Annotated in this window: 25 protein-coding genes; 14 read left to right on the forward strand and 11 right to left on the reverse strand. The window is 66.8% G+C overall.

Annotated elements, in window-relative coordinates; genetic code table 11:
- The first annotated feature begins 85 nt into the window (after positions 1 to 85).
- Entirely contained in the window at positions 86 to 976 is an 891-nt protein-coding gene (locus VSR71_RS09400; RefSeq protein WP_342913599.1) for a metal-dependent hydrolase, read from the forward strand.
- A 38-nt stretch (positions 977 to 1,014) separates the two neighbouring features.
- Here VSR71_RS09400 and VSR71_RS09405 read toward each other — a convergent pair whose 3' ends face one another.
- Positions 1,015 to 2,106 carry a mechanosensitive ion channel family protein gene (locus tag VSR71_RS09405; RefSeq protein WP_342913600.1) on the reverse strand — a complete coding sequence of 364 codons (1,092 nt, stop codon included), beginning with the start codon at positions 2,104 to 2,106 and terminating at the stop codon, positions 1,015 to 1,017.
- A gap of 258 nt (positions 2,107 to 2,364) precedes the next feature.
- A complete protein-coding gene (locus tag VSR71_RS09410) occupies positions 2,365 to 3,816 on the reverse strand; it encodes a hypothetical protein (RefSeq protein ID WP_342913601.1) in 1,452 nt (483 codons plus the stop codon).
- Positions 3,817 to 4,003: 187 nt separating this feature from the next.
- Between VSR71_RS09410 and VSR71_RS09415 the strand changes: the two genes are divergently transcribed.
- From VSR71_RS09415 to VSR71_RS09435, 5 genes are all read left to right on the forward strand, one after another.
- The gene (locus tag VSR71_RS09415; protein ID WP_342913602.1) at positions 4,004 to 4,711 is read left to right on the forward strand and encodes an HAD-IA family hydrolase; all 708 of its coding nucleotides are present in this window, start codon (positions 4,004 to 4,006) and stop codon (positions 4,709 to 4,711) included.
- Between the two features lie 244 nt (positions 4,712 to 4,955).
- Positions 4,956 to 5,927 carry a tripartite tricarboxylate transporter substrate binding protein gene (locus VSR71_RS09420; RefSeq protein WP_342913603.1) on the forward strand — a complete coding sequence of 324 codons (972 nt, stop codon included), beginning with the start codon at positions 4,956 to 4,958 and terminating at the stop codon, positions 5,925 to 5,927.
- A 239-nt stretch (positions 5,928 to 6,166) separates the two neighbouring features.
- Positions 6,167 to 6,763, forward strand: a complete 597-nt coding sequence (locus tag VSR71_RS09425) for a 2-hydroxychromene-2-carboxylate isomerase (RefSeq protein ID WP_342913604.1) — start codon at positions 6,167 to 6,169, stop codon at positions 6,761 to 6,763.
- A 9-nt stretch (positions 6,764 to 6,772) separates the two neighbouring features.
- Positions 6,773 to 7,477: an SDR family NAD(P)-dependent oxidoreductase gene (locus tag VSR71_RS09430; RefSeq protein WP_342913605.1), complete on the forward strand. Its 705-nt coding sequence runs from the start codon at positions 6,773 to 6,775 to the stop codon at positions 7,475 to 7,477.
- A gap of 96 nt (positions 7,478 to 7,573) precedes the next feature.
- Positions 7,574 to 8,158, forward strand: coding sequence for a TetR/AcrR family transcriptional regulator (locus VSR71_RS09435; protein ID WP_342913606.1), 585 nt, complete (start codon positions 7,574 to 7,576; stop codon positions 8,156 to 8,158).
- A 116-nt stretch (positions 8,159 to 8,274) separates the two neighbouring features.
- Here the strand turns inward: VSR71_RS09435 and VSR71_RS09440 are convergent, their stop codons facing one another.
- Positions 8,275 to 8,850, reverse strand: coding sequence for a TetR/AcrR family transcriptional regulator (locus VSR71_RS09440; RefSeq protein ID WP_342913607.1), 576 nt, complete (start codon positions 8,848 to 8,850; stop codon positions 8,275 to 8,277).
- 281 nt (positions 8,851 to 9,131) lie between these two features.
- Here VSR71_RS09440 and VSR71_RS09445 point away from each other — a divergent pair, with 281 nt between their 5' ends.
- Positions 9,132 to 9,473: a carboxymuconolactone decarboxylase family protein gene (locus VSR71_RS09445; RefSeq protein ID WP_342913608.1), complete on the forward strand. Its 342-nt coding sequence runs from the start codon at positions 9,132 to 9,134 to the stop codon at positions 9,471 to 9,473.
- Positions 9,474 to 9,503: 30 nt separating this feature from the next.
- Positions 9,504 to 10,265, forward strand: coding sequence for an SDR family oxidoreductase (locus VSR71_RS09450; RefSeq protein ID WP_342913609.1), 762 nt, complete (start codon positions 9,504 to 9,506; stop codon positions 10,263 to 10,265).
- A gap of 157 nt (positions 10,266 to 10,422) precedes the next feature.
- Here the strand turns inward: VSR71_RS09450 and VSR71_RS09455 are convergent, their stop codons facing one another.
- Positions 10,423 to 11,031 (reverse strand): cysteine hydrolase family protein, encoded by a 609-nt coding sequence (locus VSR71_RS09455; RefSeq protein WP_342913610.1) that lies wholly within the window; start codon positions 11,029 to 11,031, stop codon positions 10,423 to 10,425.
- A 170-nt stretch (positions 11,032 to 11,201) separates the two neighbouring features.
- Between VSR71_RS09455 and VSR71_RS09460 the strand changes: the two genes are divergently transcribed.
- Both VSR71_RS09460 and VSR71_RS09465 read left to right on the forward strand, forming a co-directional pair.
- Complete coding sequence (locus tag VSR71_RS09460) at positions 11,202 to 12,176, forward strand: GlxA family transcriptional regulator (protein ID WP_342913611.1); 975 nt, start codon at positions 11,202 to 11,204, stop codon at positions 12,174 to 12,176.
- 6 nt (positions 12,177 to 12,182) lie between these two features.
- Positions 12,183 to 12,527, forward strand: coding sequence for a hypothetical protein (locus VSR71_RS09465; protein WP_342913612.1), 345 nt, complete (start codon positions 12,183 to 12,185; stop codon positions 12,525 to 12,527).
- A 20-nt stretch (positions 12,528 to 12,547) separates the two neighbouring features.
- Here the strand turns inward: VSR71_RS09465 and VSR71_RS09470 are convergent, their stop codons facing one another.
- The 7 genes from VSR71_RS09470 to catA all read right to left on the reverse strand — a co-directional run bounded on the left by VSR71_RS09470 (position 12,548) and on the right by catA (position 19,310).
- Positions 12,548 to 12,928 carry a hypothetical protein gene (locus VSR71_RS09470; protein WP_342913613.1) on the reverse strand — a complete coding sequence of 127 codons (381 nt, stop codon included), beginning with the start codon at positions 12,926 to 12,928 and terminating at the stop codon, positions 12,548 to 12,550.
- Positions 12,929 to 13,185: 257 nt separating this feature from the next.
- Entirely contained in the window at positions 13,186 to 14,289 is a 1,104-nt protein-coding gene (locus VSR71_RS09475) for a mandelate racemase/muconate lactonizing enzyme family protein (protein ID WP_342913614.1), read from the reverse strand.
- Positions 14,290 to 14,407: 118 nt separating this feature from the next.
- On the reverse strand, positions 14,408 to 15,193 hold the full coding sequence (locus tag VSR71_RS09480) for a 1,6-dihydroxycyclohexa-2,4-diene-1-carboxylate dehydrogenase (protein ID WP_342913615.1): 786 nt from the start codon (positions 15,191 to 15,193) through the stop codon (positions 14,408 to 14,410).
- A gap of 17 nt (positions 15,194 to 15,210) precedes the next feature.
- A complete protein-coding gene (gene benC, locus VSR71_RS09485) occupies positions 15,211 to 16,230 on the reverse strand; it encodes a benzoate 1,2-dioxygenase electron transfer component BenC (protein ID WP_342913616.1) in 1,020 nt (339 codons plus the stop codon).
- Between the two features lie 21 nt (positions 16,231 to 16,251).
- Positions 16,252 to 16,779 carry a benzoate 1,2-dioxygenase small subunit gene (gene benB, locus VSR71_RS09490; RefSeq protein ID WP_342913617.1) on the reverse strand — a complete coding sequence of 176 codons (528 nt, stop codon included), beginning with the start codon at positions 16,777 to 16,779 and terminating at the stop codon, positions 16,252 to 16,254.
- On the reverse strand, positions 16,776 to 18,281 hold the full coding sequence (benA, locus tag VSR71_RS09495) for a benzoate 1,2-dioxygenase large subunit (protein ID WP_428979376.1): 1,506 nt from the start codon (positions 18,279 to 18,281) through the stop codon (positions 16,776 to 16,778). Before benA ends, benB begins: the two co-directional genes overlap by 4 nt.
- Before the next feature lie 105 nt (positions 18,282 to 18,386).
- The gene (catA, locus tag VSR71_RS09500) at positions 18,387 to 19,310 is read right to left on the reverse strand and encodes a catechol 1,2-dioxygenase (protein WP_342913618.1); all 924 of its coding nucleotides are present in this window, start codon (positions 19,308 to 19,310) and stop codon (positions 18,387 to 18,389) included.
- Positions 19,311 to 19,457: 147 nt separating this feature from the next.
- Here catA and VSR71_RS09505 point away from each other — a divergent pair, with 147 nt between their 5' ends.
- The 4 genes from VSR71_RS09505 (at position 19,458) to pcaD (ending at position 22,759) form a co-directional block, all read left to right on the forward strand.
- A complete protein-coding gene (locus tag VSR71_RS09505; RefSeq protein WP_342913619.1) occupies positions 19,458 to 20,375 on the forward strand; it encodes a LysR family transcriptional regulator in 918 nt (305 codons plus the stop codon).
- Between the two features lie 113 nt (positions 20,376 to 20,488).
- Positions 20,489 to 21,640 carry a muconate/chloromuconate family cycloisomerase gene (locus VSR71_RS09510; protein ID WP_342913620.1) on the forward strand — a complete coding sequence of 384 codons (1,152 nt, stop codon included), beginning with the start codon at positions 20,489 to 20,491 and terminating at the stop codon, positions 21,638 to 21,640.
- 32 nt (positions 21,641 to 21,672) lie between these two features.
- Complete coding sequence (catC, locus tag VSR71_RS09515; RefSeq protein ID WP_342913621.1) at positions 21,673 to 21,951, forward strand: muconolactone Delta-isomerase; 279 nt, start codon at positions 21,673 to 21,675, stop codon at positions 21,949 to 21,951.
- Positions 21,952 to 21,976: 25 nt separating this feature from the next.
- Entirely contained in the window at positions 21,977 to 22,759 is a 783-nt protein-coding gene (gene pcaD / locus VSR71_RS09520; RefSeq protein WP_342913622.1) for a 3-oxoadipate enol-lactonase, read from the forward strand.
- Positions 22,760 to 22,773 lie beyond the last annotated feature (14 nt).

Genomic DNA, 22,773 nt, shown 5'->3' on the forward strand with positions numbered 1-22,773 from the left:
ACCCGCCTGCGGCACCAACGCAGCGGTGCCGCAACCCTTTGGGTGGAACGGCTCGACCCATGACTCAGCCACGGAAGGAATGACCATGATCAGATTCCGCGCAGTCGTACTCACCGCCGCTGCCGCTGCTGTCGCCACGCTTGCCGCCTGCGGCACGCCCGCGCCGACACCCACCGCGGTCACGCAGGCTTCCACCGCCACCACCGCCGCCGCCGCCGCCGCCGGCAAGACTGAAGTGTTGTGGCTGGGCCAGGCAGCGATCCGCATCACCTCGCCAGGCGGCAAGGTCATCGTCATCGATCCGTGGCTGACCACCAACCCGAAGACGCCTGCCGGCTTCAAGCAGCTGTCTTCGCTCGGCAAGGTCGACCTGATCCTGGTGACCCACGCGCATAACGACCACCTCGGCGACGCCCCAGCGCTCGCGCAGCTCAACAACGCGCCGATCTACAACGCCGGCGGGATGGGCACGGCACTGATCAACCTTGGCATGGTCCCGGCCGCGCTGGTGCAGCGCTTCGGCAAGAGCGGCACCGTGATGCCGTTCGGGCCGACCGGGCCGAAGATCACCGGGGTGCATGCCGAGCACGCATCCGAACTGGTAATGAAGAACCCGACCACCGGCAAGGACGAAACGCACTACGGCGGCGAACCGGTTGGCTACATCATCGAGATGGAGAACGGCTTCCGCGTCTGGCACATGGGCGATACCGGCCTGTTCGGCGACATGCGGCTGATCGGCGATCGCTACCGGCCCGACCTGGTGCTGATCCCGATCGGCGACCACTTCACCATGGGGCCGCAGGACGCGGCGATCGCGGTGCGCGACATGATCCGGCCGCGCTTCGCGATCCCGATCCACTACCAGACTTCACCGCAACTGCGCGGCACGCCGGAGGAATTCACCGCCGCGCTGGGCGCCGGCGCGGCCACGCGCGTGATCGTGCCGCAGCCGGGAGAGAAGGTAGATTTCTGATTCGCGCGGCAAGGGGCGATGCCGGGCATGCAGCCTCATCATGCTGCGTGCACGGCGGCGCCGCGCTGTACGGCATTGCCCTTGCCCTCACCCTCCCCTTCAATGCGCAGGCGCGGCAGGAACTGCGGATATTCGCGCTGCATGAAGTCGATCAGCCCTTCGCGCACGACGCAGCGCAGGTCCCAGGCCAGGCCGGATGACGCCGCGGTGCACAGCACGCGCAGCTGCATGGTGCGCTCGGTGGCATCGGTCACCACCAGGTTGAAGAAGCGCCGGTCCCACTCGGGCGCGGCATGGACGATACGTTCCAGCTCCTTGCGCAGCGGTGCCAGCGGCATGCCGTAGTCCACGTGGAAGAACACTGAACCCAACAGCTCCGCGCTGCTGCGGGTCCAGTTCTGGAACGGCTTCTCGATGAAATACTGCAGCGGAATGATGAGGCGGCGATCATCCCAGATACGCAGCACCACGTAAGTGCCGGTGATCTCCTCCACGCGGCCCCACTCGCCCTCGACGATCAGCACATCGTCCAGCCGGAGCGGCTGGGTCAGTGCCAGCTGCAGGCCGGCAATCAGGTTGCTGAACACCGGCTTGGCGGCAAAACCGGCGATCAGGCCGACCACGCCCGCCGACGCCAGCAGGCTGGCGCCGACCTGCCGCGCACCGGGGAACGTCATCAGCACCATCGACGCGCCAATCACGATCACCAGCGACATGGCGATGCGCGACAGCACCCGCGTCTGCGTATGGATGCGCCGCGCGCCAATGTTGTCTGCCACATCGACCGGGTGCCGTGCCAGCACACCCTGCGCAAGGCCCGCGATGATGCGCGCCACCAGCCATGTCGTGGCGATGATCATCAGCAGCCCGTTGAGATGCCGCACGCTGTCGATCCAGCGCAGGTCGTCCGGCGCCGCCTGCCATACGGTCTGCAGCGCCAGCAGCGGCAGCACTGCCTTGGCGGGCGCGCGCGACTTGATCACGATGGCATGCAGGACCGGCATGGCGCGCGTCATGCGCAACAGCAGCAGGCCGCCAAGGCGATGCGCGATCAGCGCGACGATGATAGCGACCAGCGCGGCTGTCCACGTGCCGAACCAGGGATGGTCGAGGATGAGATCAAGATTCATGCGTCGTCCTGTTCATTGCGGGTTGCACGGCCATGGAGCTAACGACACCCGGGCCGTGCGGAAGTTCGCCTCGCGCCACTCCACCGGAACGCGGGAACAGAGATGTTAGAACACGCCTGTTACCTGATCCCCCTCGACGGGTTCGATATCTACAACTGGCGGCAAGATGTTCAGGGGAAAGCACGAAAACCCTGTGCGCCACCGTTTGCCTTGAAGACAGCCACGCGTGCGCGTGCTCTCGCGGCGAGCGTACGCGGACTATTCCGCGTGCACCTGGTGATCGTCCGCGCGCCATTGCCGGCGCTGCCGGCGCCAGCGGTTCATGGCAGCGATGCCGAGCCGCCAGAACCGGCGCGGGTGCGCATGCGGGTGCGCATGCGGATCGACCAGCAAGCTCAGCGCACGCGCGTAGTCGCGCACCAGCCCCGGCGTCCACGCCATGGTCTTGCCGCGCTTGCGGATCTGCGCGGCGAGCCACAGCTCCGGCGTGCACAGCGTCTGCAGCAGCAGCGTCCATGACTGGCGCTGGCCGCGCCTGCGCGTCAGCGCGCCTTCCACCGCGGCTTCGAGCGCACGCGCCACGCTGACGGCGCAGTTCCGATAGGTCAGGTTGTAGGTGGTGTCGGCGCGCCACGCATGCCAGAAGCGCTGCAGGCGCGCCGCATCGTAGTTGCGCAGGTGCACGCGCACGGTGGAGTCGCCGCGCCGCGATGCCTCGGCCGCGTAGTCGGGTTCGAACACGCCCGGCACGTCGTTGTCGATGGTCGCGCGCAACGCCTGCGCCACGCTTTCCGGCGTGCGGCTGAGCGGCTCGGCCGGATCGAAGCTGATATAGACCCCTTCGGGCGCCTCCAGCGCGACATGGCCGGTCCAGATGGCACCGTTGGCGTCGACGGCGGCAATATAGCGGTTGAATACCGGGCGGCGCCGCAGCGGCTGCTGCACGGAACCGGATGGCGTCCAGACATGTACCGTCAGGCCCGGCGCGCCCTCATCGGGCAGGTGCGCCGCGTGCTCGGCCTGCGCGAACAGCAAGGTCTTGGTGACCTTCTTGGTGGACGCATGCGAGGCGTCCGTCCAGTGAGACCCACCGTGGCGCGCGGCATCTCCTCTGCGCCGGCGCGGTCCGTGCATCAGGCTCTCGATCGTGGCGCTCTCCGGCACGCGGATGGCCCGATACGCCAGCATGACCATGCTCCAGCCGCCGAACAGCAGCCATAGCGACAGCGCATAGGGCACCGTGCCCTGGTAGTTGGTGGGATACGGCTGGTAGAAGAAGATCGCGATCAGCACTTCCAGCACGCCGGTGCCGACGGCCCAGCGCCAGCGCGGAAAGCGCACGACCGACGCCGACACGCATTGCAGCAGTCCGTCGGCCAGGAACAGCGTGCCGAAGATCATCGACAGCCAGAAATGCCCGTGATGGTGCCCCGCCAGCACCAGCGACGCCGCCACCACCAATGCCAGGCCCTTGAACAGCCTCATGGCCCGCAGCCCGCCGGCGCCCACCATGGCGACGACGATCGTGCCAAGCCCGCCCACCAGAAGCAGGCCGGCGAACCATTCCAGCGGGAAGAAATGCGCGCTGTCCAGGCCGTCGATGAACAACACCACGCCGGCAGCGAGGAAGCCGACGCCGAGCCAGAACATGCCGCGCGCACGCTGGCGCAGGTAGTCGAACCCCAACAGGATCAGGACGAGACGGATCATCGTTGCGCTGCGAGATGGTGGATCGCTTGGCGGATTCTAGCCACAACATGCGGCCTGCGCGACGATATGGCGCGGTCGCCACACCGGCGTTTCATGCAACCGCGGCCCGGAAGCGGCGGAAACAGTGCCGCGCGGTGGTAAGCTACCAGACCCCATCCCCCTCGCCAATCCGCAGCGTCCCCGCCCCATGCGCCTGTCCAAGGTCTCCGCCATCTCCTTCGACCTCGATGACACCCTGTGGCCGTTCGGCCCCGCCGTGGCCCGCGCCGAGGCGACACTGCTGGCCTGGCTGCTGCGGCACGCACCGAAGACAGCCAGGGTGCTGACCTCGCCCGCGGTGCTGAGCGACCTGCGCGCGAGCTATGAAAGCGGGAACCCGCACCTTGCGCATGACTACCGCGCGCTGCGCCTGGGCTCGATCCTGCTGGCGCTGGAGATGGCCGGAGAAGACGCCAGCCTGGCCGAAGACGCGTACGACGCCTTCTTTGCCGCGCGGCAGCAGGTCGAATTTTTCGACGATGCGCTGCCGGCACTGGAATGGCTCAGCGAACGCTTCCCGCTGGTGGCGGTGTCCAACGGCAACGCCGACCTGAAGGTCACCGGCGGCGATCACTTCTTCCGCGCGGCGCTCAGCGCCGGGACCTTCGGCACGGCCAAGCCGGCGGCGGCTATCTTCCATGCGGCGGCCGCGGCAGTCGACACGCCGCCGGAGCAGATGCTGCATGTCGGCGACGATCCCGACCTCGACGTCGTCGGCGCACTGGGCGCGGGACTGCAGGCCGCTTGGCTGGTGCGCCCGGACGGCCCGCACACCGCGCAATGGCAACGCGGCGGCGCACGCCCGCACCTGATCCTCGGTGACCTGCAATCGCTCTGCCGCGCGCTGGCCGGCTGAGCACGCCAACGCGACAGCACTCTACTGCCCGAAGGCGATATCGGGCCAACGCATACCTATTATGCGAAAATGTCGTTTCGCGAGCAGGGCCGAGCCCCCTGCGCTTGCCTCGCCACCGCACGATCCAGACGTTCCCCGCCATCCGCTCCGGGCCGTTCCAGTGCCCGACACCGCCGCAATCCGACAGGTTCACAGGCAGCAAGCCAGGGTCCGCCCCGCAAGATTTCGATCGAGGAGAAACAAGATGTTGAAGGCCCTCTTTGCCGCCCTGCTGGTGGCATGCGGACTGGCGAGCGCCCACGCGCAAACCCCGGCCAGCTTTCCCACCAAGCCGATCCGGCTGGTGATCCCGTTCCCGCCCGGTGGCGGCACCGACATCCTGTCACGGCTGGTGGCGACCCAGGTCGGCCAGGCCACCAAGTGGAATTTCGTGCCGGACAACAAGCCGGGCGCGGGCGGCACGCTCGGCATTGCCGAGGCGGTCCGGGCCGCGCCGACCGGCTACGAGCTGGTGATGGGCCAGAAGGACAACCTGGTGGTCGCGCCGTGGCTGTACAAGTCGGTCAGCTATGTGCCGAACCGCGACCTGGTCGCGATCAGCCATGTGGCCTACACCCCGATCGTGATCGTCACCTCGGCCAATTCGCGCTTCAAGACGCTGGCCGACGTGGTCACCGCCGCGCGCAGCGCGCCGGGCGCGGTGAAGTACGGCTCGCCGGGCAACGGCACCACCATCCACCTGGCCGCCGAGATCTTCAGCCATGCGGCGGGGATCAAGCTGCTGCACGTGCCCTACAAGGGCTCCAACGCGGCGATGATGGACGCGCTGGCCGGCAACGTCGACCTGATGGTGGCATCGGTGCCGTCGGCGCTGGCGCAGGTCAAGGCGGGCAAGCTGCGCGCGCTGGCCGTGACCTCGGCCACGCGCAGCACGTCGCTGCCTGACGTGCCCACCGTGGCGGAAAGCGGCTACAAGCAGGTGGACGTCAGCACCTGGTACGGCCTGTTCGCCCCGGCCAGGACGCCGCCCGAGGTGGTCAACCGCATCCATGCCGAAGTGAACAAGGTCCTCGCCACGCCGGCGATGATCCAGGCGATCCAGGAGCAAGGCGCGGAAGCCAAGCTGATGACGACCAGGGAGTTCTCCGACCTGGTGCAGTCGGACTACAAGAAGTGGAAGGATATCGTCGAGCGTTCGGGGGCGACGCTGGAGTAAAGCCCGGCGCGTCGCCGCCGCCTTCGTTGCCAGGGAATGCCCGCCGTTGATCACGGCGGGCATTTTTTTTGATTCATCGCCGATTCGATGACTCGCCCAGGAAGCGACAAGGCCGGGAAGGACAGCCATCAGGATTATGATTGACATCCCTCTGGATTATGAATAGCATCCAGATTCGTAAAATGCCTTGCACTTTGCGGCAGCGGCAGCTCACATCAACGACGCGAGGAGACTCACGGATGGCCCTGCAATTTGTCTTCGACTATCGAAGTCCGTATGCCTATCTGGCCAATACACGCGTGGCGGACCTTGACGTCGGCATCGACTACCGCCCGGTGGATGTCCTGATGGTGATGCGGCAGGTCAATAACCAACCCTCTCCCGAATGCCCCGCCAAGGCGCGTTATGCCAGGCTGGACGCCGGCCGCTGGGCGGGCCTGTACGGCGTGCCGCTGGCGCCCAACGCTGCACTGCTGCAAGCGATGGCAAGGAAGGACTTCGACGGAACATGGCTGTCCCGTGCCGGCCTGGCCGCCATCGAACTGGGCGTGTTCGACATGGCCCACCCGGCATTGTTCGAGGCAGCGTGGGCGAGCAGCGGAGACCTGCTCAGCGCCGAAGGGCGCGCCGCGTTTCTGCGCCAGCGCGGCATCGATGCCGACATCTGGCATCGCGCCGGCGCCACCGACATCCATGATCGCCTGGCGCAACTGAGCAGCGATGCCGCCGACCGCGGGGTGTTCGGCGTGCCCGCATTCTTCGTCGGCACGGAGCTGTTCTTCGGCAATGACCGTCTCGACTTTGTCCGCACTGCCCTGCAGTCTTCAGCCATCTAAGGAATTTCCATGAGTGACAGCAAGCTCGCCCTCGTCACCGGTGTCGGTCCCGGTACCGGCCAGGCCATGGTACGGCGCCTGATTGCCGGGGGCTACCAGGTGGCGATGATCGCCCGCGACGGCGATCGCCTGGCCGGCCTTGCCGCGGAACTGCCCGGCAGCCATCCCTTTGCCGTCGATGTCACCGATCACGCCGCGCTGGACCGGGCGCTTGACCGCATCGCAGCCGATCTGGGCCAGCCGCAGGTATTGGTACACAACGCCGTGGGCGGTACCTTCGGCAACTTCCTGGAGATCGACCCCAAGGCGCTCGAAGCCAATTTCCAGACCAACGTGATGGCCCTGCTCCATCTTGGACGGCGGCTGGCGCCGGCCATGGTGGAAGCGGGCCACGGCGCCATCATCGCCACCGGCAACACGTCGGCGCTGCGTGGCAAGAGCCATTTCGCGGGCTTCGCGCCGACCAAGGCGGCACAACGCATCCTGGCTGAGTCGATGGCGCGTGAACTGGGGCCCAAGGGCGTGCACGTGGCGTACCTGGTGATCGACGCAGTGATCGATTTGCCGTGGACGCGCAAGCTGCGTCCCGATGCCCCGGACGAATACTTTATCCGGCCCGCCGACATCGCCGAGGAAGTCTGGCACCTGATCCACCAGCCCCGGAGCGCGTGGTCGTTCAACGTCGAGGTGCGACCGTACGGTGAGCAGTGGTAGTGCTAGTTGTGCCGCGGTGAGCGGGTGCTATCATCGGCTCGGTGCCTGCCGCGTCGGCCGCAGGCCTTCCCGCGAAGTTAGTGACGCAAAAAGGTAATGGGGCATTCGCAGACACAGAAGCAGCAGACGCATGATCGCATCGTGGAAATCGCCGCGCAGCGCTTCCGCGAGCTTGGCCTGAACGGGCTGAGCATTGCCAACCTGATGAAAGAGGCCGGCCAGACGCACGGCGGCTTCTACAAGCATTTCGAATCCCGCGATGACCTGGTCGCCGAGGCGCTCGCCACGGCGTTCGCCAGTTCCAACAGCGAGGCGCGCACCGGCAAGTCAGCCACGTTCAAGGCATTGGTGATGGCGTACCTGAGCAAGCGGCACCGCGACGCGCCGGGCACCGGCTGCGCGGTCGCCGCGCTGGTCAATGATATGGGCCGTTCGCAACCGGACGCGCGCGCGCTCTACACCGAACAGGTGTGCAAGAGCCTGGCAAACATCGGCAGGCTCACCGGCAAGGGTGGCGACGCCGGCAACGACGCCGCGGCCATCGTCAGCCTCAGCGCCATGGTCGGCGCGCTCGGCCTGGCCCGGGCGGTCGACAATCCTGCGCTGTCGGCAAAAATCCTGAGCGCTGTCCAGGACTTCCTGATTGCGCAGTTCGACGAACCGCTCGAGAAAGCCGACTGAGCGCGTAGAAAGTCAACGCCGCATAGCCTTGCCTGAACGCCAGCATGCCCCATGCAGCGAGACTTTCAGCTCTGGCATGGCGTCTGCAAGCGTCTGGTCGTCGGATCCCCAAACACTCACGCCCGAACCACCGCCATGAGCATGGAGGAATCGATGGGTGGACGATCGCGCATTACCCACGAGACGAGGCTCGATCCTTCCATCAGGCTTAGCAACTGATAGGCCTTTCCTTCGGTATCTGTCTTGGCGGGGATCTGATGACTTGCAACGGCGTGGTCGAGGATTCGCGCCAGCCATTTGAGTTGTATGTCGAAAAAGTGGTGGGTGAGCGCCTTCAGACGCTCAGGCAGCACGGTCATCTCGGCTGCCAAGGCCCCGCACAGAGGCAGCTTGCCGGCCAGAAGGCCATCCTGGAAGCCGCGAATAAAACCAGCCAGGCGCGCCTCAAGGTCTTCTCCTTCCGCCTCCATGCGGTCGAATTCAGCCTTGACTCGCTCGATGTAGCCTTCGACGATGGCAACCCCAAGGTCCTCCTTGGTCGGGAAATGGTGGTGAATGCTCGGCTTCCGGATCCCGACCTCGTCAACCAGGTCTGCGTAGCTGAACGCTGCGTAGCCCTTCGAGCGCATCAGGCGCTCCGCGGCATCGATCAGCGCGTCCCGGGTTCCTTCACGCGTTCCTGGGGTTTTCATTTTCACCTCTTCCAGTTGGCTTGACGCGTCTGTCCGCGCCGCATGCTTCACTACGAAGCAATAATTCTACCGACTAGTTGGTAGTTTTGCAATTCCATTGCGAACTTCAGCGAAGCAGTTGCGCACCCTACCAACTAGTCGGTAGTATCTGCTCCACGGATCTCGCACTGTATCCAGACCAGGGCCGGAACATCGGGCAAGCGTGCCCACCCCACTCGCGACGCGAGGATTCATCCCGGGTTGTCGGGCCCGGCCACACCTTTCTCAATCGGAGTCACTTCATGCTCGAGTGGAAAAAGACAATGCAGGACATCAATCCCCGCCTCAGGGAACTGTCCACGCGCTCGCCGGATACCCTGCGTGGCGTTGCCCTGCTGGGCAGCGCGGGCGAAAGGACCAACCACCTCACCGCCAAGACGCGCGAACTCATTGCGCTGGCCGTCGCGGTCACCACGCGTTGCGACGGTTGCATCGCCTTCCATGCAGCCGAGGCCGTGAAACTCGGCGTGACCGATGAAGAAATGGCCGAAGCGCTTGGCGTGGCCATCAACCTGAACGCCGGCGCCGCCCTGGTCTACAGCACGCACGTGCTGGATGCCATGGACAAGCTGAAGCAAGCCTAATCACCCACCCCACTGACAGGAGCCCATTTCATGCTCAAAGGTAAGACTGCACTCATTACAGGCGGAGCATCCGGCATCGGACTGGCCGCAGCGAAGCTGATGCATGCCAACGGCGCGCAGGTAGTGATCACCGGCCGCGACCCCGGCAAGCTGGAGTCCGCTCGCAAGGAAATCGGCGAGGATGTGCTCGCCCTGCAAGCCGATGTGCTCTCCCGCGAAAGCCTTCTGGCGATGACTGCGAGGATCAAGGAATCGTTCGGCGGCCTGGACGTGTTCTTTGCCAACGCCGGCGTCGCCTATGTCACCCCGCTGGCGACGACCACGGAGGAGGCGTACGACACGCTGATGGATACGAATGTCAAATCCGTATTCTTCTCGCTGCAAGCCGTGGAACCCATCTTGCGCGACGGCGCCTCGGTCATTCTCAACACGGCATGGCTCAACCAGGTGGGCGTCCCCGGTCGTGCCGTCCTGTCCGCCACCAAGGCGGCAGTGCGTTCCTTCGCAAGAACCTTCTCGGCCGAGTTGCTGGCACGCCGCATCCGCGTCAACGCGGTAAGCCCTGGCCTGATCGACACACCGATCCTGCGCGGCGTGGGACAGTCGGAGCATCCGGGTCAGAGCGACGCCGAGTTCAAGGACTACCTGGCCGGCGCAGCGAAGCTGATTCCGATCGGGCGCCTGGGTCGCGCGGACGAAATTGCATCGGCGGTGCTGTTCCTTGCGAGCGACGCCTCCAGCTACATGCTCGGCTCAGAGCTCGTGGTAGACGGCGGCTTCGGCCAGCTCTGACTGGAGTGATCCGACAAGGTGTTCGTGCCCCACGACGCGAACACCTGTTCGCTTAACGATCCGATGCGATTCCGGCCCGGCTGGAACCGACGAGCCGTGAAGTCGAGGAACGGCTTGTGGCGAAACACTCCGGCATGGTTGATCAGGAACCTCGCCCTCAGACCACCGGCAGCTTCAGCACCTGCTCCGTTGTCAGCACATCGCCAAAGGTATCTTCGATGCTCGCCAGCGCAGCCTGGTGCAGGTCACGATGCCGCACCACGCCGCCGGGCCGGTCGAGATCGCGTGTCCCGCACGCGTCCTCCGCCACGATCACGCCATAGCCCAGCGGCACCGCATCGCGCGCGGCGCCCGCAACACAGGCGTGCGTCATCAGCCCCGTGATGACCAGCGTCTTGATGCCGGCATCCTTGAGGCGCTGGTCCAGGTCGGTGGTGGAAAACACGCTGACCGAAGTCTTTTGCACCACCGTGTGGTGGCCCGCGGGCTGCAGGTCCGGGTGGAATTCCGCGCTGGCGCCCTGCTCCGCAAAGACGGGGCTGCCCGCCGGCGCGAGGTGCTGGACATGGAAAACGGGAATGCCGGCGGCATCCGCATGCGCGACCAGGCGCCGGGCGTTGCCGAGCGCGGCCGCGCCGTCCGGGATCGGCAGCTTGCCGTCGAAGTATTCGTTCTGGAAATCGATCACCAGCAGCGCCGTGCTGGCCGCTGCGATCGCGGTGGGGGCGCTGGCGCCGGCCAGGGTGCGGATCGTCGGGTGTGTCATGGTTGTCCTCGTCGTGATGGGAAGGAAAGCGTGCTTGCCTGGCGGGACAGCCGCCGCGGCTTCATCGCTGCACGCAGTTTCCAACGACTGCCGCCGCCCCGAAAGCGTCCCGATGGACAACATCCGCTAGAATCGGGCCAACTTCAGATGCCCCTGCTTGCGAGGAAGCGATGCACACCGTCGCCGTGATTGCCTTCGAAGGCATCAGCCCGTTCCACCTGTCCGTGCCCTGCATCGTGTTCGGCGACGATCTCGCCATGCTGGGCGTGCCGCGCTACCGGCTCCTGATCTGCGGCGAGCAGACCGGCCTGATCCGGACCATGTCGGGCTTCCGCGTCGAAGTCGAGCACGACCTGTCCGCGCTGGAACAGGCCGATACCGTGATCATGCCGGCCTGGCGCGACCCGGCGGAACGCCCGTCGCCGGCCTTGCTGGCGGCGCTGCGGGCCGCCAGCGCCCGCGGCGCGCGCATCGCCGGGCTGTGCCTGGGCACCTTCGTGGTCGCCGAAGCCGGCCTGCTCGACGGCCGGCCGGCGGCCACCCACTGGGTCTGGGCCGATGACTTCGCCGCGCGCTACCCCAGGGTCCGGCTCGACCGCCGCTCGCTCTATATCGACGATGGCAGCATCCTCACGTCGGCCGGCACCGCCGCCGCGCTGGACTGCTGCCTGCACCTGGTGCGCCGCGACCATGGCGCGGACGTCGCCAACCGCGTGGCCCGCCGCATGGTGGTCGCGCCGCACCGGCATGGCGGACAGGCGCAGTACATCGAGCAGCCGCTGCCGCAGACGGCCGGCGCCGACAAGCTGAGCACCACGCTCGACTGGGCCATCGAACACCTGGAACAGCCGCTGACCCTGGACCTGCTGGCCGACAAGGCAGGCATGAGCCGCCGCAATTTCACCCGGCGCTTCAAGGCCAAGACCGGCACCACGGTGACGCAGTGGCTGCTGAACCACCGGCTCACCGCGGCGCAGCGGCTGCTGGAGACCACCGGCAAGAGCGTCGACGTGATCGCCGGCATGGTCGGGTTCGGCTCGGCGGTTTCGCTGCGCCAGCACTTTGCCCAGACCTTTGCCATTTCGCCATCCGCTTACCGCAAGCAGTTCGGCACTACGGCGCCGTCAGGGCGTGCCGCTGCATAACTCGCCATGCCCCGATTCTTCCGCTTCCGCTTTGTGCGCTGCTGTGTTGGCGCCGTTGCCCTTGCGCTCGCCGGTGCCGCCCACGCCGCCACCGATATCGACTGCGACCCGTCGGCCGCGCCCGCGGGCCGCGTGCCCTCGCACCAACTGATCTGCGAGTCGGCGCTGTTTTCGATGGGCTACCAGCGCATCCATGCCGACCAGCAGCGGCAGCTCAAGGCCGGCACGATTACCGAGGCCGAGGTTGCCGCGTTCCGCAAGAAGCGCGACAGCTGCGGGACCGCGGCTTGCCTCGATGCCGTGTTCCGGGAATGGCGGACGTTCGCGGCGCAAGCCGGCGGCAAGCGCTGAAGGCGACGGCTGGTCTTTACTCAGAAGTTCGTCTCGATCGCCTTCCTGGCGCCATCCGGCACCTGGTTCGGAATCACCCGGTGTGCAAGGATCTCGTAGTCCCGCGCAGCCGCCACCGAGGCGGGATTTACCAGCCGCTTCGGGCCGCCCAGCCAGGCAAAATGATCCTTGCCGTCATCACTGCTGAACCAGGCAAAGTCGCCGATGCGGTCCAGCCCGCGTTTCACCATCTTCAGCAGCGCCAGGGCTTCTTCGGAAACCCCGAGGTGCCGTCCTGTGTCATGGATGACCGTGGCCAGGTTGCGCAGCTTGCTGGATAGGGTGCCGTCGCCGTTCGCCTGGTCAGGCACCAGTTCGACAACCAGGATTCCTTTGTGCGCGGTGATGCGTGCTTGATGCATGGCTTCTCCCAACGGATGTGTCCCTGCCGGCCACATGCACTTGACAAGCAAGTTTGCTGCCAGCATTGCCGGATGTGCAGCGTACATGCCTCGCATGACAGTTCTACGCGGGTTGGGTGGCGCAGGAATCGAACAGCGTGGTGAATCTGCCGGTGCGACGGAATGGGTGCGGTGTTGGTACCGGCCCTGCACTTTCCGCAAACCGTCGGGCTGCAGGCAACTTTGCCTGCAGGGTCGGTAGTCACCGGAATCAGGCGTCAGGCGACCTGGTAGCGCCGGATCATCTCAGGATCGGGATCGATACCCAGCCCCGGCCCGTCCGGCACCCGGATCATCCCGTCCCGCGGCAGCACCGCATCGCCGAGCACCCGGGCCTCCATGTCAAAGTAGCGCCATTCGATCATGGCGCGCGCATCGCCGAGCGCCGCCGTGGCATGGATGCTGGCCAGCAGCCCGGGACCGTCGTAGAAGGTGTGGACCATCACCTGCGTGTTGTGCGCCTCGGCCAGCGCGAACACCTTGCGCAGCGGGCTGATGCCGCCCATCTTGGCCGGGCTGGGCTGGACGACGTCGACCGCGCCGGCGCCGAGCATCTGCTGGAAGTCCATCAGTGTCGAGGCATTCTCGCCCGCCGCAACGGCAATGCCGCATTGCCGGCGCAACGCGGCAAGCCCGGCGTAGTTCTCCGGCGGCCACAGCGGCTCCTCGAGCCAGCGCAGCGACAGTGGCGCCAGGGCGCGCGCCATGTCGATGGCCTCGGCCAGCGACCAGGGACAGTTCACATCCAGCGTGATTTCAATGTCCGGCCCGGCCGCCTCGCGCGCGCCCCGTATGACCGCGAGGTCCACCTCGTGCAGCTTGACGCTGCGGTAGCCGTCGGCGATCGCGCGCTGCGTGTTGGCCGCGATGGTGGCGCGGTCGGCGTAGCGGATCAGGCTGGCATACGCGGGCAGGGTTTCCCGCCGCGTTCCGCCCAGCAGCCGGTACAGCGGCAGGCCTGTGGCCTTGCCGCAAATATCCCACAGCGCGATATCGAGCGCCGACAGCCCGTACAGCACGGCGCCACTGCGCCCGAAGACGTGGAACCGGCGCTGCAGGTCGAGGCCGAGCGCCTCGGGCTGCGTGGCATCCATGCCGATGCACGCGGGCGCCAGCAGTTCTTCGAGCGCCGCCTTGACCATCGGGATGCCGATAAAGCCGAAGGTTTCGCCCCAGCCCACGATGCCGTCGTCGGTGGTCACCCGGACCAGCAGCGAATCGGCGGCCTGCAAACCCGCTCCGCCCCACACGCCGGCGGCGGAGACCCCGCCGACCGTGAACGGCACGCGCAGCACGATGGTGTCGATCGACGCAATCTTCATGGCTCGCCTCCCGCGGCCGCTGCAGACCCGGAGTACCGGCTGGCTGCATGGCTGCGTTCACTATAGGCGAGCGCGTGCGATCCAGCCGCGCCCGGCTGGCGGGCCCGGCCGCTTGCGCTCAGCCCTGGTCGCCGCCGCCGACCGGCAAGACCGTGCCGGTGATGTAAGACGCTTCGTCCGATGCCAGGAACAGGATCGCATGCACCTGTTCGTCGATCGTGCCATAGCGGTGCATCAGGCTGCTCTCCCGCGTCTGGTCAACGATGGCCTGGTACCAGTCCGCCTCCTGCGCGCTCTGCGCTTCGGTATTGCGCGGAATCCTGCGCGGCGGCGCCTCGGTGCCGCCGGTGGCGATGGCGTTGACGCGGATGCCTTCGTGCGCGTGCTCGAAGGCAAGGCTGGCGGTCAGCGCATTGACGCCGCCCTTGGCGGCCGCATACGGCACGCGGTGGATGCTGCGCGTGGCGATCGACGACACGTTGACGATCACCCCCTGCCGGCGCTCGACCATGCCGGGCAGCACCGCGCGGCAGCACCACAGCGTGGGGAACAGCGAGCGCCGGATCTCGGCCTCGATCTGGTCCGCTTCATAGAACTGGAAGGGCTTGGCCCAGATCGTGCCGCCGACGTTATTGACGAGGATGTCGACGCGGCCGAAGGCGGCCTCGGCGGCCTGCGCCATCTGCGTGGCGCCGGCATGGGTTTCCAGGTCGGCGTGCACGGCGATGGCCTTGCCGCCGGCGCCAGCGATCTCGGCGGCGACTTCGTCGACCAGTGCCGAACGGTCGACCAGTGCCACCGACGCGCCCTCGGCGGCGGCGGCCAGCGCCACGCCGCGGCCGATGCCCTGCGCGGCGCCGGTGACGATCATTGCCTTGCCGGCGAATCGTGCGGAGCTTCTCATGCTGTTGCTCTCCTTCTTCACGCCGCGTTGCTGGCCGAGAACTTCTCGTAGTAGAAGCCCGCCGGCGTGATGCCGCTCTGCTGCAGCCAGCCGCGCACCGCTTCCACCATCGCCACCGGGCCGCACAGGTAGATGTCGACATCGCCGCCGTTGAGCCATTCGGGCTCGACGTGCGCGGTGACATAGCCCTTGCGCGGGTGGCCGCTGGCGGGGTCGGCGACGCAGGTGCGGTATTCGAAGCGGCTCAGGGCGGCCTGGGCGGCATCAATGCGAGGCAGGCCCACAAGGTCGATATCGTTGGTGACGCCGTAGACCATGCGCACCGGCTGCGCGCAAGCGCCGGCGGCCATTACGTCGAGCATCGACAGGAACGGCGCAATGCCGGTACCGCCCGCGAGGAACAGCACCGGACGCGTCACGGGGCGCAGGTAGAAGCTGCCATAGGGGCCGGAGAACGCCACGCGCTGGCCCGACCTTGCCTCGCTGGTCAGCCACGTGCTCATCCTTCCGTCCGGCACGTTGCGCACCACAAAGCCGGTGCGCGCGCTGCCGGGCGCCGAACTGAAGGAATACGAGCGCGCCTGGCCGGTGCCCGGGATCTCGACATTGACGTACTGCCCCGGCAGGAAGTCCACGCCGGCGGCATCGTCCAGGTCGATGGCGAAGCTGATGGTCGAATCGGACAGCGACTCCAGTTCGGCCAGCGTCCCCTGGTAGGTCGTGACGCCGGTCTTGCACGCCGACGACGACGCCGGCACGCGGATCACGCAGTCCGAGCGCGGGCGCGTCTGGCAGGCCAGCACGTAGCCCTGCGCCGCTTCCTCGGCGGTCAGCGCATCCTCGATATAGCTCGACTCGGGCAGGTCATAGCGGCCCGACTCGCACAGCCCGCGGCAGGTGCCGCAGGCGCCGTCGCGGCAGTCCAGCGGGATATTGATCTGCTGCCGGTAGGCGGCGTCGGACAGGGTCTCGTTCTCGCCGCAGGTGATGAAGCGCGTGACGCCGTCCTCGAATTGCAGGGCGATGGTGTGTTCCATGGCGCGGTCCTCCAGCCTGGATCAGATGTGATAGATGTCGATGACCTGGTTGATGTAGTCGTTCTTGAGCACGACATACTTGTCCAGGATGCGCGGCTGCGCGCCGGAGAGGTCGAGCCGGTAGCGCGACATGCCGAAGTAGCTGTACGTGGTCTGGTAGCGATGGCTCAGCGTGTGCCAGTTGAAGCGTACGCTGCAGCTGTCGCCGTCCACCTCCAGCAGTTCGACATTGCTCAGGTTGTGGCTGGTGCGCGTGTCCGGCATGGTGGCGCTGGAGCGCTCCGTCTTGATGCGGAACACGCGGTCTTCCAGCCCCTGGCGGCTCGGGTAATAGATCAGCGAGATCTCGCGCTGCGGGTCGGTGACCAGCTTGCCGTCGTCGTCCCAGCACGGCATCCAGAACTTCGCCTCCGGGTGGTAGCACTCGACCCATTCGTCCCACGCTTCGTCGTCGAGCAGGCGCGCCTCGCGGTACAGGAAGGCCCGGATGGCGGCCAGGTCGACTTGCTTGTCGAGGACGGTGTCGGGCGTCATGTCGGCGGTGCTCATGCTGCGCTCCCTTCGGTGCCGTTGGTCGCGACATCCGTGACTGCATTCGCCGCTTCATTCGCCCCTTCATTCGCGGTTTCATTCGCGGCTTCATTCGCGGCTTCATTCGCGGCTTCGGCAGACTGCCCCGCCACGGCCTTTCTCATGACGTCGAGCCAGTAGCGGTGCTGCACCGTGTACAAGCCCTCGTCCTCGGTGCGCACGCCGCTCATCACCGGCTTCAGCCCGATGCGTTGCGCGGCTTCGTCGGCGCCGTCGATCCAGTGCTTCGCGCCGCGGCACATGTCGTTCCAGGCCAGCGCCTGGCCGGCGTAGCCCTGCTGGCAGGCGCGGAATTCTTCCAGGTCGTCCGGCGTGGCCATGCCGCTGACGTTGAAGAAGTCCTCGTACTGGCGGATGCGGCGCGCGCGCGCCTCGTCGGATTCGCCCTTCGGCGCGATGCAGTAGATCGTGACCTCGGTCTTGTCGACGGCCAGCGGGCGCAGCAGGCGGATCTGCGAGCCGAACTGGTCCATCAGGTAGACGTTGGGATACAGGCACAGGTTGCGCGAGTTCTGGATCATCCAGTCCGCGGTCTCTTCGCCGCAGCGCTCGGCGAATTCGTCGCGGCGGCTGAAGTTGGGACGGTCCTCCGGATTGGCCCACTTCGTCCACAGCAGCATGTGGCCATGCTCGAACGCGTAGAAGCCACCGCCCTGCTGCCCCCACTTGCCCGCGTCCATGGCGCGGATCTGGTCGCCCTGCGCGTTCTTCTGCTTGCGGTGGCCGGTGGTCGCGGCGTAGTTCCAGTGCACCGCCGACACGTGGTAGCCGTCGGCACCGTTCTCGGCCTGCAGCTTCCAGTTGCCTTCGAAGGTGTAGGTGGAGGAGCCACGCAGCACTTCCAGCCCGTCGGCGGACTGGTCGACGATCATGTCGATGATGCGCGCCGCCTCGCCAAGGAACGCTTGCAGCGGCGGCACGTCGGCGTTCAGGCTGCCGAACAGGAAGCCACGGTAGTTCTCGAAGCGCGCCACCTTCTTCAGGTCGTGCGAGCCTTCCTTGTTGAAGCACTCGGGGTAGCCCGCGTTCTCGGGGTCCTTCACCTTCAGCAGCTTGCCGCTGTTGTTGAAGGTCCAGCCGTGGAACGGGCAGGTGTAGGTGGCCTTGTTGCCGCGCTTGTGGCGGCACAGCATCGCGCCGCGATGGCTGCACGCGTTGATGAAGGCGTTCAGCTCGCCTTGCCGGTTGCGCGCGATCACCACCGGCTGGCGGCCGATATGGGTGGTGTAGTAGTCGTTGTTGTTCGGGATCTGGCTTTCGTGCGCCAGGTAGATCCAGTTGCCCTCGAAGATGTGCTTCATCTCGAGTTCGAACAGGTCTTCGTCGGTGAAGGCCGCACGATGCAGGCGGTAGTCGCCGCTGGCCTTGTCTTCCACCAGGAAGGCATCGAGGTCTGGTCGCCGGGGTTGTGTGGACTCAGGGCGAACGGGGGCCGTCCCCGCGGGATAGATCGGGATCATGGGAGTTGTCTCCTGCTGGTCTTGTTGCCGGGGCGGCGCGGCGGATGGCGCTGCCGCCCGGACTGGATCTGCCGGCCCGCGAGCGCGGGCGGCCTTGCAGAAACTTCAGGCGGCGGCGCGCAGGCGCTCCACCTCGGCGGGCGGCGCGCCTTCCTTCTCGGGCAGCAGCCGGAAGTCAAAGTCGATCGAGGCGAACGGCTGGTCCACGCCTTGCTGGTCGAGCGCGGCCGCGTCGGTGATGCGGTTCACCGCCGGCACCAGCCCTTCGCGGCTGGCGAAGGCGAAGTCGTCCCACAGGAACTTGTCGCCGTCGATGTTGATCTGCGTGGTCAGCTTGCGGTGGCCGTCCGCCGACACGAAGAAGTGGATATGCGCCGGCCGCTGGCCGTGGCGCGCGAGCTGGTCCAGCAGGCGCTGGGTCGTGCCTTGCGGCGGGCAGCCGTAGCCGGTCGGCACGTTGCTGCGGAACTGGTAGCGGCCGTTGGCATCGGTGACGATGGTGCGGCGCAGGTTGAAGTGCGACTGGGTCTTGTCGAAGAACGAGTAGTTGCCCATCAGGTTGGCGTGCCACACCTCGACCTTCGCACCCGCCAGCGGCTTGCCGTCGGCGCCGTACAGCGTGCCCTGCATGAACAGCACTTCGCCCTTGCCGTCATCGCTGCCGTCGTCCAGGCGGGCAAAGCCGGTGCTCTCCGGGGCGCCGGCCACGTAAAGCGGGCCTTCGATGGTGCGCGGCGTGCCGCCGGCCAGCCCGGCGCGGGCCTCGGCCTCGTCGGCGCGGATGTCGAGGAAGCGCTCCAGTCCCAGGCCGGCGGCGAGCAGGCCCAGTTCCTGGGTTGCGCCCGCCTCGGCGAAGTACTCGATGCCCTTCCAGACTTCGCTCGCGCTCAGGTCGAGGTCTTCGATCGCCTTGAACAGGTCCGCGGTCAGGCGCACGACCACCTGCTGCACGCGCGGGTCGGGCGTGCCTTGCGTGCCCGTGGCGACGATAAAGCTGTTGACCAGGGCGTCGATTTCCGAGTGAGTCATGGGGGTCTCCATATTTGTGGTGGGGTTCCCGGTCGATGCCTTGCAGGTATCAAGCTTGTATTCCGGGCACGGATGGAGCATAGTCAACGCCTGTTTTTGCAGTCCAACACTGATTTAGTATCTGCCTGATACCCTGGAGGTATAGTCTTGGAATTGCGGCACCTGCGTTACTTCGTGGCCGTGGCAGAGGAACGCAACTTCACCCGCGCGGCCGAGCGGCTGCATATCGCGCAGCCCCCGCTGTCGCGCCAGATCCAGCAGCTGGAGGACGACCTGGGCGTGCAACTGTTCGAGCGCCACTCGCGCCCGCTCAAGCTGACCGACACCGGGCGCTACTTCTATACGCATGCGCTGCAACTGCTGGCCCAGACCGCCGAACTGCAGGCTATGACAAAGCGGGTCGGCAAGATCGAACACAAGATGTCGGTCGGCTTTGTCGGCTCCACGCTGTACGGGATGCTGCCGCGCATCATCCGGCGCTTCCGCCAGATGCACGCCGACCTGGAACTAAGCCTGCACGAGATGTCGACCATGGACCAGATCAAGGCGCTCAAGGAAGGCCGCATCGACGTGGGCTTCGGTCGCATCCGGCATGAAGACCCGTCGGTCCGGCGCGTGGTGCTGCGCGAGGAGCGCATGATCGTGGCGCTGCCGGTCGGCCACCCGCTCGCGGCGGCCAAGCCCCAGCTAGCGCTGCACGACCTGGTGGGCGAGCCGCTGATCATCTTCCCCAAGGCGCCGCGGCCGAGTTTTGCCGACCAGGTGCTGGCCGCCTTCCATGACCGCGCGCTGAAGCCGAGCCGGCTGCACGAGGTGCGCGAGTTGCAGATCGCGCTCGGCCTGGTGGCGATGGGCGAAGGCATCTCCGTGGTGCCCAGCAGCGTCTACGGGCTGAAGCGGGACGACGTGACCTACAAGGAACTGGACGATCCCAAGCTGGTGTCGCCCATCATCATGAGCACCCGCATGATGGACGAGTCGGCCGACCTGCACTCGCTGCGCGACATGATCTACCAGCTCTACGAGGAAGAAGGCATGGCCTACCTGCCCCCGCAGAAGGACTAAGGCGTCGGCGACAATCCATACTTTTGAAGTATCGAATCAGACGACAACGGTCTTGGACAGCTGAATAATAGCCATCCATACTCTGATGCAACATTCAACTGCATCAGGAAGGTATGAAAGTGGCGACACAATCCAGCTCTGCGGCCATCGAGTCGATCGAGGCCATCCTGGTCGACCTGCCGACCATCCGCCCGCACCAGCTCGCCATGGCGACCATGCAGCGGCAGACCCTCGTGATCGTCCGGCTGCGCTGCGCCGATGGCGTGGAAGGCATCGGCGAGGCCACCACCATCGGCGGCCTGTCCTATGGCGACGAAAGCCCCGAGGGCATCAAGCTGACCATCGACACGTACCTGGCGCCGGCGCTGCTCGGGCAGGACGCCACCAACGTGCATGCCGCCATGGCACGGCTGAACAAGGTGGCGCGCGGCAACCGCTTCGCCAAGTCGGCGCTGGAGACCGCGCTGCTCGACGCGCAGGGCAAGCGCCTGGGCGTGCCGCTGTCGACGCTGCTGGGCGGCGCCGTGCGCGACACGCTGCCGGTGCTGTGGACGCTGGCCAGCGGCGATACCGCGCGCGACATCGACGAGGCCGAACGCCTGCTGGCCGAGCGCCGCCACGACACCTTCAAGCTCAAGATCGGCCGGCGCGGCGTGCGCGAGGACGTGGCCCACGTGTCCGCGATCAAGCGCGCGCTGGGCGACCGTGCCCGCGTCACCGTCGACGTCAACCAGGCCTGGAACGAAGCGGATGCCGCCACCGGCATCGCCATGCTCGAAGCCGCCGGCATCGACCTGATCGAGCAGCCCACGCCGCGCGAGCAGCGCACCGCGCTGGCCCGGCTGGCGGCGCGCTTCGTCGTGCCCATCATGGCCGACGAAGCCGTGTGCGGCCCCGAGGACGCGATGGAACTGGCGCGCCTGGGCGCCGCCGACGTGTTCGCGCTGAAGATCGCCAAGTCCGGCGGCATCTTCGGCATGCTGCGCACCGCCGCGGTTGGCGACGCGGCCGGCATCGCGCTGTATGGCGGCACCATGCTGGAAGGCAGCGTCGGCACCATCGCCGCCGCCCACGGCTTCGCCACGCTGCCGCAGCTGGCCTGGGGCACCGAGCTGTTCGGCCCGCTGCTGCTCAAGGACGATATCGTGCTGGAGCGGCCGGTGTACCGCGACTTTGCGCTGCACCTGCCGCAAGGGCCGGGGCTGGGGCTCGCGCTCGACGAGGACAAGCTGGCGCATTATCGTCGCGACAGCGGCCGCGCCTGATTTTCACCACCGGACGAAACGAGGAGAAACCGATGCTGTACCTGGTACGAATGGACGTGAACCTGCCGCACGACATGCCCGCCGCGCAGGCCGATGACATCAAGGCGCGCGAGAAGGCCTACGCGCAGGACCTGCAGCGCCAGGGCAAATGGCTGCACCTCTACCGAGTGGTCGGCGAGTATGCCAACTACAGCGTATTCGACGTCGAATCGAACGAAGCCTTGCACAACCTGCTGTCGGCGCTGCCGCTGTTCCCGTACATGAAGATCACCGTCACGCCGCTGGCGCCGCATCCCTCTTCCATCCGCTGAACGATCCACTGAACGAAACCGCGACATGAGCATTGCCACCCGTGACGGGCTTCGCCTGCACTACGAATTCCAGGGCCCGGCCGGCGCGCCGGTGCTGGTGATGTCCAACTCGCTCGGCACCAACCTGTCGATGTGGGAGCCGCAGATGCCGGCGCTGCTGGAGCGCTTTCGCGTGCTGCGCTACGACACGCGCGGCCATGGCGCCTCCGGCGTGCCGGCCGCGCCGTTCGGCATGGCCGAGCTGGGCGCCGACGTGCTGGCGGTGATGGACCATGCCGGCGTCGGGCGCGCGCACTTCTGTGGCCTGTCGATGGGCGGCATGACCGGCATCTGGCTGGCGCGCCATCACCCCGAACGCTTCGGCCACTTCGTGCTGGCCAATACCGCGGCGCTGATCGGGCCGCCTTCCGGCTGGAACACGCGCATCGAGCGCGTGCAGGCCGAAGGCATGGCGGCCATCGCCGAGGGCGTGCTGGCCCGCTGGTTCACCCCCGCCGCGCTCGCCGGCGATCCGGCGCGCCTGGCGCCGGTGCTGGCGATGCTCGCATCGACCGATGCCGACGGCTATATCGCCAACTGCGCCGCGGTGCGCGATGCCGACCTGCGCGGCCTGCTGGCTGACATCGACGCCCGCGTGCTGGTGATCGCGGGTGTCCAGGATGCCGCCACCACGCCGGAACAGGGGCGCGAGCTGGCCAATGGCATTGCCAACGCCGACTACCTCGCGCTCAATGCGGCGCATCTGTCGAACTGGGAGTTGCCGGCGGAGTTTTCTGACGCCGTGATCAACTTCGTTTCAGAGGCCTGATATCGGCGCTGCTT

It is taken from the genome of Cupriavidus oxalaticus (assembly GCF_038900635.1).
GTDB classification, from domain to species: domain Bacteria; phylum Pseudomonadota; class Gammaproteobacteria; order Burkholderiales; family Burkholderiaceae; genus Cupriavidus; species Cupriavidus oxalaticus_B.